Here is a 14,528-nt window from a genome sequence, read left to right as displayed (position 1 = left end):
TTCATGCATACGATGTCGCTGACGGAGCGATTGCGGGTCGCCGCTGAGTTGGCGCGCGAGCGCGCGGATGACGCCGCCGACGAGGTGCACCGGGAAATGCTGCTGAAGAAGGCCGTCGCCGCCGAGAACGTCGCGCAAATCGAGAGCTTCCTCACGGGAAGGCCGCGACCGCCCGCGCACGCCACTACACTTCAGAACGCTCGTCCATCCAAAAAATAGTGCGACATCGCGTCGTCGATCCGCGTTGGTGGATCGTGCTGGAACAAACCCCGCCGCGGTGGCAGGCTATCGTTCTCCGACAACTTCGAGTCCTTCGCCATGCGATCGCACATTCAGTTACCGGAGCCGATCGCGACGGTGTTCATCACCGAGCAGCTCGCCGACCGTGTAGCGGCGGCACCCGATTTCCTGCGCGAGAAGCTCGCGATCCAGAATCTGGCGGAAGTCATGTCGGATCATCCGGACGAGGTCCTGGCGCACCTCGTCAAGCTGGGCATGGAGATCTGCGGCGCCCATTCGGCCGGCATCAGCATCTTCGAGCCAGAGGCCCGCCGATTCCGCTGGCACGCGCTTGCCGGCGAACTCGCGACCTTCGAAGGCGCCACGACGCCGCGGAATTTCAGTCCTTGCGGCGTATGCCTCGACCTCGCCGAACCCATCCTCATGGAACGGCCCGAACGCGCCTACGATTGGATCCGCGAGGCCGGCATCACGGTGCCGGAGGTGCTGCTCGTGCCGCTGACGGTGAAGGGGGCCGATGCCATCGGCACACTTTGGTTGGTGGCGGCCGATGCGGGCCACTTCAACAAGGAGCACGCACGGGTTATGGCCGAACTGGCGGCGTTCGCCGGCGTGGCCTTGCGCATGATCCAGACTGAACAGCGCCTCAATCTCGCCTTGCAGCAGCAGGAGACGCTGACGCGCGAGATGAGCCACCGCATCAAGAATCTCTTCACGGTCGCCGACAGCATGGTCCGGATGACCGCCCGTAGCGCGGCCTCCAAGGAGGATCTGGCCGAGATCTTGTCCGGCCGCCTGCACGCGCTGGCGCAGGCCAATGCTCTGATCCGACGGTCCTTCGGCACCGACGTCTCCGCCGTCGCCAGTTTCGGCGACCTGATCGCGCGCATCCTTCGACCGCACGAGCAGGGCCAGGCCGCTCTCTCCGGCCCCGACCTCGCGATCGGAGAACAGGCCACCAACCAACTCGCTCTCGTCTTTCACGAACTGGCGACTAACGCGGCCAAGTACGGAGCGCTCAACTGCGACCGCGGTTCGTTGACGATCTCCTGGGCGGTCACGGCCGACGCCGTCGACATCGTCTGGAACGAAAAGGGCGCTTCCTCGGTGAAGGCTCCCTCGGAGACTGGATTCGGCACCAAGCTCGTGGAAACTACGATCGGCAGGATCGGCGGCAAGATCGACCGCGAATGGTCGACGGACGGCCTCCGCGTCCGGATTTCGCTGCCGCTGAGCGCGTTGCGCAACTGATCGGAAGATCGGAGCAGGAACTCATTCTCCGCGGTGCGATTGATTTCCGCGGAGAGTTCGATGGCCAAGATCCAGATGTCGCATGCCCGGGACACGAACGGCGCAGGATGGAGCTTGGAGGCCGCGCTGGGAACTTCTTGCGGTGGTGTGCTTGTAGGATCGCTTATGCCCGCCTGAAAACGTGGCGCGGCGCGACAAAGACGAAATTTTTCAGCGCAAAGAGGCGGCCGATCGCAATGCCTCGGCGATCGGTCTGGCGACCGAGGGCGGAGATCGAGGGCGGGAGGCTAAATCCCGTCCGAGATTTCCTGCGAAGGGATGGAAGGACATCCTGCAGCGCGTCTACGGCAACATCGACGAGCACCGCCTCCTGGCGCTCGCGGCGGGCATGACATACTACAGCATCCTCGCGATCGGCGCTGGCGGCTCTCGTAGCGATCTACGGCCTCTTCTCCGATCCGGGCAGCATCGCCAAACACCTCGATCAGGTCTCCGGATTCCTTCCGGGCGGCGCAATCGACGTTGCCAGGGATCGGCTTACGCGCGTCGCGTCGAAGAGCAATCAAGCCCTCGGTGTGACCTTCGTCATCAGCTTGGCGGTCTCGCTCTGGAGCGCGAACGCCGCGATGAAGTCTCTGTTCGATACGCTCAACATCGTGTACGGCGAGAAGAAGAAGCGTGGCTTCGTGAAGCTCAATATCGTTTTCCCTGTCCTTCACGGTTGCCAGGATCGCGTTCGTGTTGGCCGCACTTGGCGCAGTGGTGGTTCTGCCGCTGTTCCTGAACTTCGTCGGCCTTTCGAACGCCGCGGACCTTCTGGTCCGCATCGGGCGATGGCCCGCGATGTCCGTCACCCTCGGTCTGACGCCTGCGTTGATCTATCGGTTCGGCCCGAGCCGTGAGGCGCCGCGCTGGCGCTGGATTACCTGGGGCAGCGCGGTCGCGACCGTCCTGTGGCTCGGTGCGTCGGCACTGTTCTCCTGGTACGCCGCCAACTTCGGCAAGTTCAAGGAGACCGACGGATCGCTCGCGCCGCGATCGGCTTCATGACATGGCTGTGGATCTCCGCGATCGTGATCCTTCTCGGAGCCGAGCTCGATGCCGAGATGGAGCACCAGACCGTGCGTGACACGACGACAGGCGCGGAGAAGCCCATGGGCGCGCGCGGCGCTAGCATGGCAGACACGGGCGCAGCGTGCAGCGGCTGATCATGCCCTACGCCGCTCCCGCATTTCGAGACCGTGCAAAATGGCCGCAGGAACCTGCGTAGAACCTCAAGGATCGCTTGGTTTCCAACGTCTGCAGCCTGCGCTCAGCACACCGGATGCTTCACGATTGGCTCGGCCGACTTTCGCTGCGGCTTTGCGGCGGGCTTTTTCGCCGTCTCCTTGGCCGATCTTTTGCCAGTGATCGGCATCAGCATTTGCTTCTGCCCAGCGGCCGCCTTGCGCGGCGTCTTGGCTGCTTTCTTCGGCGCCTCTGTCCGGCCCGGTCGCGTCTCTTCCAATGCTCTTGCGCAGTGCGTCCATCAGGTCCACGACGTTCTCGCCGCGGGGACTCGCTTTGGCGGTGATGGGTTTGCCGGCGCGCTTCTGATTGATGAGCTCGATGAGGGCGGTTTCGTACTGGTCTTCGAACTTGTCCGGCTCGAAATGGCCCGCCTTCTGATTGACGATGTGTTTGGCGAGATCGAGCATATCCTTGGTAACTTTGACATCCTGGATGTCGTCGAAATATTCATCGGCTGAACGGACTTCGTAGGGGTAGCAGCAGCGTTCCGATCAAGCCCTTGTCCAGCGGCTCGAGCGCAATGATGTGCTCGCGATTGGTCTGCACCACACAACCGATCGCGACCTTGTTCATCTCGCGGATGGTTTCCGGAATGACATCGTGCCCGACTTTACCGTCGGGACGCAGGTAGTAGGGCCGGATGAGATATCGCGGATTGATCTCGCTGCGGTCGACGAACTCGTCGATCTCGATCGTTCGCGTCGATTCCAGCGCGACGTTCTCAAGCTCCTCCTTGGTCACCTCGATGAACGTATCGGTATCGACCTTGTACCCCTTGACGATGTACTTGTTGTCAACCTCCTCGCCGGTGTCGGCGCGACCTTGGCGTACTTGATCCGATGGCCGGTCTTTCGGTTCAGCTGGTTGAACGAGACGGATTCCGAGGTGCCGGATCGAGCGCGACCGGACATGACCAGGGAAAGACGCAGGAAGCCTTTCCAGTTAGCGCGGGGGGCCATGCCGGGGGAACTCCGATACTGATACCTGATTCAAGACGAACGATCAGGCTGGGTTCCGACACCGCGACCCGTCCCATAGGAGGATTTTTCTCAGCGGCTGCCCCAGTCGGACTCGACATTTGTTCTTGCTATGTTCTAATTCGGGCATGACCGACCGACCCGCGAGCTGGCGCATGCCGACCCCGAAGCAGATGGAAAAACTGGCCGCCGAAGCCGGCCGGAGACGAGCGCCGTCCGCTGCGGGTCCTGATACGCCCCCCTCGGCCGAATATTGGGAATCGGTCCTCAAAGACCCTCGCGCCGGCGCGACTTTGGCCCAGGCCAGACATCGACGCCTTTCGGAAATTAAGGGCCAGGTGCTGCGCGTCTCCTGCCGCCGCTGCGAGCGGACCGTGGAAATCCAGACGGCCGATGCCGTCCGCTTGTATGGAGATAACGCGCTCTGGAAGGACGTGGCGCAGCGATTGCTCGACAACACCTGCCAGCAGCGCAGCGGCCGGCATGAGGAAGACGGCTGCTGGCCAGCGTTCGAGCCGTAGTCGCTCAGGATTCGCGATCCGATCTCTTTGCACCTGGATGTCCGGATGGCGCCGAAGTATCACCCTACGCCTTTGTCGGGCGGCGATCGCAAGGCTCTGGCGAAAGAGCTCGGCAAGGCACGTGCGATGGCAAACATCCTGGCTACCCAATCGGCGGAGATGCGGGCCAAAGGCGAGGCCATGATCCAGCAAGCGGACAGGCTGCTTTGCGAAAGCTGGAACGAGCGGATGTGGAGTGACGGCGAACCGATCGATCGTCGTCGACCATCGATCAGGCCGTCAACGGAGGCTTTCCCTGGCTGGAGATCAGGTGCGCACGGTGCAAGACGCCGAGCGACGTGGACCTCGCGGCGATGAAGCATCGGCCGACTACGTTCGTGCACGATCTCGCCAGCCGGCTGCGCTGCCGCAAATGCGCCAGGGCGGACCGGCGTCCATCCGCGACTCTGCTACAGTTGACGTGGCAGCCGCGCCACCCTCGAACCGAATCCTGACCGATGTGCAACCTTTATTCCATCACGACCAACCAAGCCGCGATCAGCGCGCTATTCCGCGTCTGAATCGACACGTCGGCAATCTGGCGCCGATGCCCGGGGTTTTTCCCGACTACAAAGCACCGATCGTACGGAACGGAGCCAAGGGCCGCGAGCTCGCTTCGGCGCGGTGGGGGATGCCATCATCATCAAAGGCGCTGATGGACGCCACCAAGAAACGAGCGGAAAAGCTGCAGGCCAAAGGCAAGGCGGTGGATATTTCAAGGAATTGCTCAGACTGGAGCCGGACGGCGGCACGACCAACATCCGCAATGTGAAGAGCAAACACTGGGCCCGCTGGCTCGGCGTCGAGCATCGCTGTGTGGTGCCGTTCAATTCGTTCAGTGAGTTCAACAAGGCCGAGGGCGGCGATATTTGGTTCGCGCTCGATGAGACTCGTCCCCTCGCCTGTTTCGCCGGCATCTGGACGAAGGTCAAAGAAGGTGAGACGACCAACGACCTCTACGCGTTCCTGACGACAGAGCCGAAGGCCGAGGTCGCAGCCATCCACCCCAAGGCCATGCCCGTGATCCTTACGACGCCGGACGAGGTCGAGTCCTGGATGACAGCCCCAGCGGACGAGGCCCTGAAATTCCAAAGGCCCCTTCCGGATCGAAGCCTCCGGATCGTGGCCCGCGGCGTGAAGGAAGACCCGGCTGGGCAGACAGCATGACGGACGGAGACGACGACCAGGCAGAGCCCTCGCTCACCCGACGCAAGATCACCGATGGACGCCTTTTGGCGCGCAGGTTCGGAGTTAGGTCGGCAATGCCGTCGGTGACGGTCAGACAGCAATGTCCGGATCTGATCTACGTGAAGCTGCTTTTCGAGGTCTACAAGGCGGCCTCGCAGTAAATCCGCGAGATATTCGCAAGCACACTCCAATCATCCAGCCTCTGTCTCTGGCCGAGGCCTATCTCGGAGAGGATCACCTCGGGCTTCGGAAAGTTGAGGGCGTAGTTGCATTGCAAAGGCCCGTGCCCGACAATCAACTCATCGATGACATGCCTGGAGCGGACACGGAATACGTAGCAAAGGCGTGAGGCCTGAGAAGTGAGATTATCCCCTGCGTAGCGCAGCGGCGGAAACAATCCGACTTCAAGGCTACGAGCACAAATGTTAGGTTCGAACAGCCACCGACCACAGCCTTTTCGATAGGTCCTAGGTCATCCATGCGCCTAATAATTGAAGAACGAGTCGAACATTCTCTTCGCTACCTCCGCCCAACGGAGAGCGCGAAGGTCATGCATACGCTTGGAGAACTCGAAAGAGCTGACTTTGCTCACTGGCGCGAAAAATTCAAAGTTGTAAAGTCGCAGACCGCCGGGGTTCAGCCGTTCTTCGTTATTCGCGTTAATCCCCGGCTCCGGATCATTTGTCGATATGGGGAAAATGAGACGCTGATCATTGAGGATATCGTTACTCACGAAGGCCTCGAAAAATTTGCTTCCGGGAAGCAGCGAAGATGAAGACGTTCGCTTCTCACACTTTTTCGTTTGATGACTGCGCTGTGCAGCTCGATACATTCGACGGTTTACTCCGCTCAAAAGTAGAGCTCAGCGAACGAGACGACATTCTACCTTTTTTCAAGAAGAACACACAGCTCGCGTCGTTCATAAGCACGTATGTGCCCGATATTGCTAACCCGGATCGGATCGCAATCGAGTACGACATCTTTGGCGACTTTGCCTGCGATCTCGCGATCGGAGACTCAACGTCGAAGAGCTATCTTTTGGTGGAATTCGAGGATGCCAAGCCGAACAGCTTGTTTATCACGGCAGGCAAGAAGGCAACACCTGAATGGGCACCTCGCCTTGAGCACGGACTTTCACAAGTTCTGGACTGGTTCTGGAAGCTTGGTGATATGGAGAAGTCGGACGATTATGAAAATCGATTCGGGGCACGACATGTAAGTTTTAATGGACTAGTTGTTGTCGGAAGAGATCAACAGCTCGAGGCACGTGAGAAGATTCGCCTGAAATGGCGCCAGGATCACACGGTAGTACACTCAAAGAAGGTCTCGGTAGTAACCTTTGACCAACTAGCCCGCGATCTTCGTTATCGACTCTCGCGATATTCACAAATCGCGCAGGCAAAGCAGGCATGAACGATACGGCCAGCTCGTTTTGGTTGATTGCAGGCGCGCTTGCCCAAGCGTCTGCTAGAGTTTCAGTTCCACTTTCGGGTAGCCTGATGCTGCCCAACATACGATTACTTTTCGCGAGGCCTCGTCGAAGAAAAAGGCTAAGCGAATGGTATGGCGCGGCTCTGTGCTCACTCCGTATCCGATATGCTCTTTTAGCTTCACACGGGCGTCGCGGTAGGTCACTTCGTAGTCAGCCGCGTACATACCCATGGTGATTTCGGACTGATGGGCGTTGTACCTAAACTGGCAGCTTTCCCGGCAGGAGTGGTCCAAATCAGCGCACCTCTCAACTCCTGTGCGCGCGTTCTAATACGTCGTCGCTAACCAATTGAAAGCCGCATACAACAGTTCCGGCTGTTCAAATTGAGAAGCCTCCTTTGAGGCGCGACCGTCGAGTACTTCTATGCGGCTCGTGAAATCGTTGCGTGCGCCGTCAATCGCCTCGTCTGTCGTTTCAATCCCCGGCACGTCAGCGGGCTGGCTGTCTTGATCGGCAGCCTTGGAACGCTGCGCCTGAAGAAACATGTTCTTCCAAAGAAGAAGCGCATAGTCGGCTGCGGTTTCTCAGAACGCACAATGATGCAGTCGGTTCGCCAGAGGAGCCGTGACTGAAGGTCGCCATGCTCGAACCGGACAGCGGCGACATCCCGTTCTTCAATCTCATCTTGCCAGCGGAGCACCTGGATCTTTTCGCCGCCCGGAAACACAAGGGGCTCTGCGAGCTTTGGCCAATTTACCGGACGCGCAAGCGGCCTGCGCGCATTCTTAAAAAGCCAATTCGCCACGTGCTCAAGCACCTCCGCCACGGTCGGCGGTGGAGTCTCGGCCTGCTCACCCATCAAGAATGCTGAGAAGTAGGTGGGTTGCACCGCTCCCCTCAAAACGTCGGCTAATATGCGATTCGCCGTAAAGTTTTATCGTACTCTTTCTTGTTGGCCACAACTATAGGTGTCTCTTTTGGCCGGTCCTGCTTCTCCGCAACGTCCAGGCGAAGACGCTTGTCGAAGTAGTAAAGCAAGGCGAGTCGCACCTTCAATTCGCAACGGCCATTGCTCATGCCGTAGTCGCGCTCGATCGTTTTCTGCTGCGCGGCGGAAAGTTTTGGGTTGGGCACGAGGACAACGGTGAACGTGTTGTGCCAATCGTGATCATCAGATGACTTTGCTTCAGGCGCGCCTGTCTGGCCGACCGCGAGGCACCTTGAGATGATAAAATCCTTGAAAGCACGTTCGATGTGACAGAACGCGCGTACGTGCCATCGCAGTCCATCTGTACCGAACGCGTGTGGGGTGATCCAGCGCCACATGGGTTCTGGCCTGCTATCGTTCAGCGACTGATATTCGATATGTGCGGAGCGCTGGGTCCGTATCGCTGTCAGGAAGAAGCGTAGAGTTTCCGGGTCCACTCGCCGTGACGGAATCGGCGTCACCCCCACGTCCGTGAGGGGAAGCATCCACGTATCGAGCGGCGATATGACATCCTCAGCAAGGGCGCGCATTTGGGCGAGATAGCGTTCGGCATTCGGCCGTAGGATACGCGGTTCAAACGTGTCCGACGGAAGGTAGCGTTTGCCGCTGCTGTCGTACCGCAGGTTTTCCGGAGCCCGCTCGCGGTATTGGGCTAGGTCAGCGGAGGCTTGGGGGATCGACACCCCGAATCTCTCCTTCAGGTCGGAGCGGTTGACGCTCCCCTCCCAAAATAGACGAAACTCAATGAATTCAAGACGTTGTTCCGCACCCCAGCGGGGCTTGGCGGGGGACTTGTCCACTGCGGCACTCCGATTATCAGTAAAGTTTCTTGACAGATATAGTTTCTTTATTCATAGGAAGACTAGACCCATCTCCGCTGCGTAGTCAACGATTCGGTTGGCCGCAGCACAGACTGCTTTTGGATTCAACGATGAGCCGCAGCCACGTCGATCATGCCGACATCGTCCGCTTTGCTTCCGAACGGGTAAACCTTCCTAAGGAGCAGGCCGACGAGTACCGCGCGCAAGTGCGTCGTCTGCGTGAGCGGCTTGAAACCTATCTGGCCGAACACCCGGAATTTTCGCTCCGAAAAATGCTTTTGTCGGGCAGCCTTGCCAAGGGTACCGCCCTTCGCACGCTCAACGACATCGACGTGGCCTGCTACATTAGCGGAGCGAACGCGCCCAAGGATGTCAGCGCACTGATCGAATACCTCGCCGAACGGCTTCGCAAGGCATTCCCGAACTTCTCGCCCGACCAGGTCAAGCCGCAGACCTATAGCGTGACCGTGTCCTTCAAGGGCACCGGCCTCGACGTTGACGTTGTCCCGATCCTCTATGACGGCGACAAGGACTGGTATGGCAACCTCGTCAGCCAGGAGGACGGCTCCTTCCTGAAGACCAATATTCCCTACCACCTTGAGTTCATTCGCAAGCGGAAGGCGGCACAGGAAAAGGACTTCGCGCAAGTTGCCCGTCTCCTGAAGTTCTGGACGCGCAAGCTGAAGAACGAGCAAGAAGGTTTCCGTTTCAAGTCTTTCATGGTCGAGTTGGTCCTCGCCCATCTCGCCGACGGCGGGGCCAATCTCTCGGACTATCCGGAGGCGCTGCAGCATTTCTTCACCTACGTCGCCAAGAGCAATTTCCGCCAGCTCATCGTTTTCGGCGACTACTACCCCGTTTCAAGCGCCGGCACGATCACCGAGCCTGTGAAGATCATCGATCCAGTCAACGCGGTGAACAACGTCAGCCGTCTTTATACGGCGCAACAGGCCGACGCGATTGTCGATGCCGCACTCGACGCGGGCGATGCGATTGATGCGGCGCTCGCCGCGCCAACCAAGGGTGAAACAGTTCGGTACTGGCAGCTAGTCTTTGGATCCTCATTTCAGGTCTGAGAGAACATGAGCACGAGTTACGCACTGACGGCAACCACGGCGTTCACAGTGACGCATGCGCGGCACATGGCGTCCAAAGTTGCGACTGACCTCAAGCGCGTGCAGCGATTCTATGGCGAACCGAGCGACATGCGGATCGCGAACTACGAGACTGAACTCACCGAGCTTTTGAAGGCTGGGTTCCTGTCCGAAGTCACCTACGGCTTCCAGCGGAACGGCTCCTGGATCGAGCCAACGCTGCGCTACACCGCGCAGGACCTGCAGGGCATGACGGCCAACGACGACGATCCGGGAAAGGTGCGCGCGGGTGCTGACGTGAGCAACGCCAGCTTTGGTTCGTTCCTGACATATTCCTCAGCTTACTTCACCGCGAGCGAGGCCACACGTGCCGCAGTGCATCGCTTGCTGCCCTTCTCGCGCGGCGATTCCGCCAATCCGGGCGTGTCCGGCTACTTTTCAGCCGACCGCACCTATTCGGCGGGCGGACAAGCCCTCAACCGTCAGAGCGTTCGGAGCTGGTAATGAACATGAAGCCTACCCTTGATGACCTCTTTGAGAGCCGCTTAACCTTCCCCGATCCACTCGCGCGCCAGCGGCTCGCCGCTCTCGTCGGGCTGGATGATCACAAGCAGCGTCTCATGAAAATTCTCGGCCTGCTGATCAATCCCGATGGCCTGAAGAAGTGGGCTCAAGCCCATCACCCGCAACTGAACGGTTCGTTGAGTAGCATCCTGCGACGGCCGCCGCTCGTGGTGCTCGCAGGGGACGTCGGTTCAGGCAAGACGGAACTTGCCGAGACAATTGGCGATGAGGTGGCGCGCCAGGAAAATATCGATGTAACTCTCTTTCCCCTGAGCCTTGCCACTAGAGGGCAAGGTCGTGTCGGTGAAATGACCCAGCTAATTTCCGCCGCGTTCGACCACACGGTGACTGAAGCTTCAAAACTAAAGTCAGCTACCGGCAAGTCCCGGGGTGGCATCATCCTGCTAGTCGACGAAGCCGACGCGCTCGCGCAATCCCGCGAGGCGACCCAAATGCATCACGAAGATCGCGCTGGCGTGAATGCATTCATCCGCGGCGTAGACCGGATCGGAAATGGCGCGCTGCCTGCCGCTGTGATCATGTGCACCAACCGGCTTGGCGCGCTGGATCCTGCCTTGCGGCGCCGCGCAGCCGAGATCCTGCAATTCCAAAGGCCAGACGGCGCCCAGCGCCACGCTGTTCTAAGCAGGATACTTACCGAACTCGGCTTCTCAGCGGCACATATTGAACAGGTCGTCACGGCCACAGGGCCGGCGGCGGGCATCCGTTATGGATGCACGTTCTCTGATCTGACACAACGGCTCCTTCCCGCCATCATTCTGGACGCCTACCCCACGAAAGCCGTCACCGCAGTGCGCGCTGTTGACATCGCCAGGGCGATAGTCCCTACGCCGCCATTTCAGGAGAAATCGACGTGAGCGGCTGGTCCTTAACCCAATTGTTGTCCGGGCTGCACGACGAGATTCAGCAGAAGCTCGCAATTGCAAGAAGCTCCTTTGCGCATCCTGGAATAAAGGGAGATGCGAGCGAGCAGGTTTGGCTCGACATGCTGCAGGCATACCTCCCTCAACGCTATCAGGCCGCATCAGCCCACGTAGTCGATAGTCAGGGGAAGTTCAGTGACCAAATCGATGTCGTCGTCTTCGATCGTCAGTATTCTCCCTTCATATTCAAGTTCCAGGGCCAAACCATCGTTCCCGCGGAGAGCGTCTATGCTGCATTTGAGGCCAAGCAGGCCATCAACGCGGCCCAGGTCGAATATGCGCAAAAGAAGATCGCAACTGTACGGCGGCTGCACCGCACGAGCCTCCCCATCCCGCACGCCGGCGGCACCTATCCCGCTAAGCAACTCATCCCCATCCTGGGAGGGCTTCTTACATTTGAGAGCGATTGGACTCCTGCTTTCGGCACTCCGTTGGAAAATGTCCTCGCAACTACCGATCCAATTGAACGCTTGAATATGGGCTGCGTCGCCGCACATGGCCACTTTGCGTTCGACCCGAAGACCAGCTCCTACATCTTCACCAGGGAAGGACGGCCTGCGACTGCGTTTTTGTTCAACCTCATCTCGACTCTGCAGTTCAGCGGCACAGTGCCGATGATCGACATCCAGGCCTACGCGCGTTGGCTGGCCTAGGCTTTTAGCGGCTAAACAAAAGGTGTTGAGCAAGATTGCGCGATGAATGCGAATCACGATGAGATCAGGGTACGCTGCCTCTTCCGGACCATTTTCGCGCCGGATCATTGGCTGTGCTGGGACTTGTGTTCGGCCCCGGCCGGTGATGATGCCACATTAGACTGGCGGCCCGTTCAGAGCTTTGGACTGCGCTGCGCTAATCTGACCTTTGGTAACGACCTGCAACATTATTGCCTGTACCAAGAGTAGGAACTTTCAAATGGACCGCGTCTCAATTGATCTCAAGCACTGCTACGGCATCAAGGCCCTCTCAAAGGATTTTGATTTCAAGAAGACCAAGGCTTACGCCATTTATGCCCCAAACGGCGTGATGAAGTCGTCGCTAGCCCAGACGTTCGCCGACGCGGCAGCAGGTGCCGATTCCCAAGATCGGATTTTCACCGGCCGCAAAACGGTCCGAAAGATCACCGACCAGGCGGGTAACAGCATCGATGGGGACCGTATCCTCGTCGTCCTACCTTATGATTCGGAATTCGGCCCCACTGAAAAGACATCTACACTTCTCGTCGACGCAAAGCTGCGCAAAGAGTACGAGCAGCTTCACGTCGACATCGAAGACGCGAAGGCTGTCCTTTTAAAGGATATCCGGCAAACGGCTGCTTCCAAGCGCGATTTCGAGACCGAGATTGCTGGTGCCTTCACCAACGGCAGCGACTTTGAGACAGCTGTTACTCGTATCCGGACCGAGCTGGAAAAACAGAAAGACGCGCCCTTCTCTGAAGTTTCCTACGACATCATCTTCGCCGACAAGGTCGTAACGGCCCTGGAAGGCAACGACCTAAAGGACGAAGTGGGCGACTATATCCGGCGATATAACGAGCTGATGGCGAACTCGACCTACTTCAAGAAAGGAATGTTCGACTACTACAATGCCGGTCAGATCGCAAAAAGCCTGGCAAGCAATGGCTTCTTCGACGCGAAACACGTTGTCACGCTGAGGTCGGCATCGGGAGGGGTCAAGGAGATTGCAACAGAGAAAGAACTCGAAGCCGTAATCGCGCAGGAGAAGGAGACCATTCTTAAGGACAAGGAGCTCCGGAAATCATTCGACGCGCTTTCGAAAAAGCTCGAGCGAAACTCCGAACTTCGTGATTTCTGCCGTTATCTTCAGGAGAACGAGACCCTGCTCTCCAGAATGAACAATCTTCCAAAGTTCAGGGAAGACGTTCTGAAATCATATCTGAAGGTACATCAGGATCACTATGAAGATCTGATGCAGAAATACGATGCCGCTGCAAAGCGCAAAAAACAAATCGAGGACGAGGCCCGAAAGCAGCGCACGCAATGGGAAGAGACCATTGCGATCTTCAACGACCGCTTTTTCGTTCCGTTCCGGCTGGAGGCGCGAAATCGCATCGAGGTAATGCTGGGTGAGGATGAGATCATTGATCTCGGGTTTACCTACATCGACGGCACCGAGACTGCAGACGTTGAGAAGCGGGAGCTCGTGCAGGTCCTCAGCACTGGCGAACGCAAGGCTCTGTATATCCTTAACGTCATTTTCGAAGTGCAACGCCGGATCAAGGTGGGCCTGGAGACCTTGGTCGTCGTCGATGACATCGCAGACTCCTTTGATTACTCAAACAAATATGCGATCATTCAGTATTTGAAGGACATCAGCGAGGCTGGCCCCTTTAAGCTGATCATAATGACGCACAACTTTGACTTCTTCCGGACAATCGAAGGTCGCTTCGTGGGATATCCGAACTGCTTGATGGCATCGAAGAATGCTCAGGGCGTATCGCTGGCACAAGCAACCGGAATACGGAACGTTTTTGCAAATGACTGGAAGGTAAACTTCTTCAAAGACGCGAAAAAGAAAATCGCCTCGATCTGTTTCCTGAGAAATCTAGTCGAGATGACAACGGGCGAGACTGATCCCCACTACGGGAAACTAACTTCCATGCTGCATTGGAGGTCCGACTCGCCGAGCATCTCAGTGCGAGATTTAGATGCCATTTACAACGCTGTATGTAAGACGTCCGGCACTTCGCAGGACGCCGGCAAATTGGTGCACGTTCTCATCACCGAAGAAGCCGAAAAATGCCTCGGAGGATCCGCAGGCTTGAACCTGGAGAACAAGATCGTGCTCGCGGTAGCAACGCGCCTGGCTGCGGAACGCTTCATGATTGCTAAACTCAATGACGCCGTTTTTCTAGCCGCGATCAAGTACAATCAGACTCAAGCCCTCATCGGCAAGTTCAAGGAAATTTTTCCAAACGACACGCCCCAGATCAATTGTCTAGATCGCGTCGCCCTTATGACGCCCGAGAATATTCACGTTAACTCGTTCATGTATGAACCGATCGTCGACATGTCGGACGAACATCTCAAGCGTCTGTACGAAGATGTGACGAAGCTCAAATAAGGTGGCTTGCCGCTTGTTAAAAGGCCGCGGCGGGCCATGGCGTGTGCGGATCGCCGAACCCGAACCGACGCGGAGCGATCTTTGGTGGTGCGTTGGGT

At 58.1% G+C, this 14,528-nt stretch carries 13 protein-coding genes and 5 pseudogenes; 15 read left to right on the top strand and 3 right to left on the bottom strand.

The annotated features are described in order from the left end of the window. Window positions 1-12: 12 nt before the first annotated feature. The 3 genes and pseudogenes from BRAD3257_RS07005 to BRAD3257_RS06995 all read left to right on the top strand — a co-directional run bounded on the left by BRAD3257_RS07005 (window position 13) and on the right by BRAD3257_RS06995 (window position 2,699). Complete coding sequence (locus BRAD3257_RS07005) at window positions 13-219, top strand: hypothetical protein (protein ID WP_145986954.1); 207 nt, start codon at window positions 13-15, stop codon at window positions 217-219. A 99-nt stretch (window positions 220-318) separates the two neighbouring features. After that, window positions 319-1,491, top strand: coding sequence for a sensor histidine kinase (locus tag BRAD3257_RS07000; protein WP_122401248.1), 1,173 nt, complete (start codon window positions 319-321; stop codon window positions 1,489-1,491). A 33-nt stretch (window positions 1,492-1,524) separates the two neighbouring features. Further along, a pseudogene (locus tag BRAD3257_RS06995) lies at window positions 1,525-2,699 on the top strand (YihY/virulence factor BrkB family protein). Window positions 2,700-2,803: 104 nt separating this feature from the next. Here BRAD3257_RS06995 and ku read toward each other — a convergent pair. Beyond that, a pseudogene (gene ku, locus BRAD3257_RS06990) lies at window positions 2,804-3,740 on the bottom strand (non-homologous end joining protein Ku). A gap of 146 nt (window positions 3,741-3,886) precedes the next feature. Between ku and BRAD3257_RS06985 the strand changes: the two are divergent. The 6 genes and pseudogenes from BRAD3257_RS06985 (at window position 3,887) to BRAD3257_RS06960 (ending at window position 6,919) form a co-directional block, all read left to right on the top strand. After that, entirely contained in the window at window positions 3,887-4,279 is a 393-nt protein-coding gene (locus BRAD3257_RS06985) for a hypothetical protein (RefSeq protein WP_174221551.1), read from the top strand. Window positions 4,280-4,324: 45 nt separating this feature from the next. Beyond that, window positions 4,325-4,773: pseudogene (locus BRAD3257_RS40740) on the top strand (hypothetical protein). Between the two features lie 3 nt (window positions 4,774-4,776). Further along, window positions 4,777-5,485 (top strand): annotated as a pseudogene (locus tag BRAD3257_RS06975) (SOS response-associated peptidase). A 68-nt stretch (window positions 5,486-5,553) separates the two neighbouring features. Beyond that, window positions 5,554-5,732: pseudogene (locus tag BRAD3257_RS39605) on the top strand (Y-family DNA polymerase); the annotation flags it as partial. 324 nt (window positions 5,733-6,056) lie between these two features. Beyond that, window positions 6,057-6,281, top strand: coding sequence for a hypothetical protein (locus tag BRAD3257_RS39210; RefSeq protein ID WP_145986953.1), 225 nt, complete (start codon window positions 6,057-6,059; stop codon window positions 6,279-6,281). Beyond that, complete coding sequence (locus BRAD3257_RS06960; protein WP_122401246.1) at window positions 6,278-6,919, top strand: Shedu anti-phage system protein SduA domain-containing protein; 642 nt, start codon at window positions 6,278-6,280, stop codon at window positions 6,917-6,919. The genes BRAD3257_RS39210 and BRAD3257_RS06960 overlap by 4 nt, the downstream gene beginning before the upstream one ends. 345 nt (window positions 6,920-7,264) lie before the next feature. Here BRAD3257_RS06960 and BRAD3257_RS06950 read toward each other — a convergent pair whose 3' ends face one another. Further along, complete coding sequence (locus BRAD3257_RS06950) at window positions 7,265-7,483, bottom strand: hypothetical protein (protein WP_122401244.1); 219 nt, start codon at window positions 7,481-7,483, stop codon at window positions 7,265-7,267. A 95-nt stretch (window positions 7,484-7,578) separates the two neighbouring features. Between BRAD3257_RS06950 and BRAD3257_RS06945 the strand changes: the two genes are divergently transcribed. Then, a complete protein-coding gene (locus tag BRAD3257_RS06945) occupies window positions 7,579-7,809 on the top strand; it encodes a hypothetical protein (protein WP_122401243.1) in 231 nt (76 codons plus the stop codon). Between the two features lie 38 nt (window positions 7,810-7,847). On the opposite strand, the gene BRAD3257_RS06940 is transcribed toward BRAD3257_RS06945, so the two are convergent. Next, window positions 7,848-8,726 carry a BrxR family helix-turn-helix transcriptional regulator gene (locus BRAD3257_RS06940; RefSeq protein WP_122401242.1) on the bottom strand — a complete coding sequence of 293 codons (879 nt, stop codon included), beginning with the start codon at window positions 8,724-8,726 and terminating at the stop codon, window positions 7,848-7,850. A gap of 131 nt (window positions 8,727-8,857) precedes the next feature. On the opposite strand from BRAD3257_RS06940, the gene BRAD3257_RS06935 reads away from it, so the two are divergent. The 5 genes from BRAD3257_RS06935 to BRAD3257_RS06915 all read left to right on the top strand — a co-directional run bounded on the left by BRAD3257_RS06935 (window position 8,858) and on the right by BRAD3257_RS06915 (window position 14,430). Continuing rightward, entirely contained in the window at window positions 8,858-9,823 is a 966-nt protein-coding gene (locus BRAD3257_RS06935) for a CBASS oligonucleotide cyclase (RefSeq protein WP_122401241.1), read from the top strand. A gap of 6 nt (window positions 9,824-9,829) precedes the next feature. Beyond that, complete coding sequence (locus tag BRAD3257_RS06930; protein WP_122401240.1) at window positions 9,830-10,345, top strand: HORMA-1 domain-containing protein; 516 nt, start codon at window positions 9,830-9,832, stop codon at window positions 10,343-10,345. Then, window positions 10,345-11,283, top strand: a complete 939-nt coding sequence (locus BRAD3257_RS06925; protein ID WP_122401239.1) for an AAA family ATPase — start codon at window positions 10,345-10,347, stop codon at window positions 11,281-11,283. The genes BRAD3257_RS06930 and BRAD3257_RS06925 overlap by 1 nt, the downstream gene beginning before the upstream one ends. Next, window positions 11,280-12,002, top strand: coding sequence for a DUF6602 domain-containing protein (locus BRAD3257_RS06920; protein WP_122401238.1), 723 nt, complete (start codon window positions 11,280-11,282; stop codon window positions 12,000-12,002). Before BRAD3257_RS06925 ends, BRAD3257_RS06920 begins: the two co-directional genes overlap by 4 nt. Before the next feature lie 259 nt (window positions 12,003-12,261). After that, a complete protein-coding gene (locus tag BRAD3257_RS06915; RefSeq protein WP_122401237.1) occupies window positions 12,262-14,430 on the top strand; it encodes an ATP-binding protein in 2,169 nt (722 codons plus the stop codon). The last annotated feature ends 98 nt before the right edge of the window (window positions 14,431-14,528 follow it).

Source organism: Bradyrhizobium vignae (assembly GCF_900324035.1).
Taxonomy (GTDB): Bacteria; Pseudomonadota; Alphaproteobacteria; order Rhizobiales; family Xanthobacteraceae; genus Bradyrhizobium; species Bradyrhizobium vignae.
The sequence above is the reverse complement of the archived record's forward strand: the minus strand, read 5'-3'. Positions and strand labels throughout refer to the sequence as shown.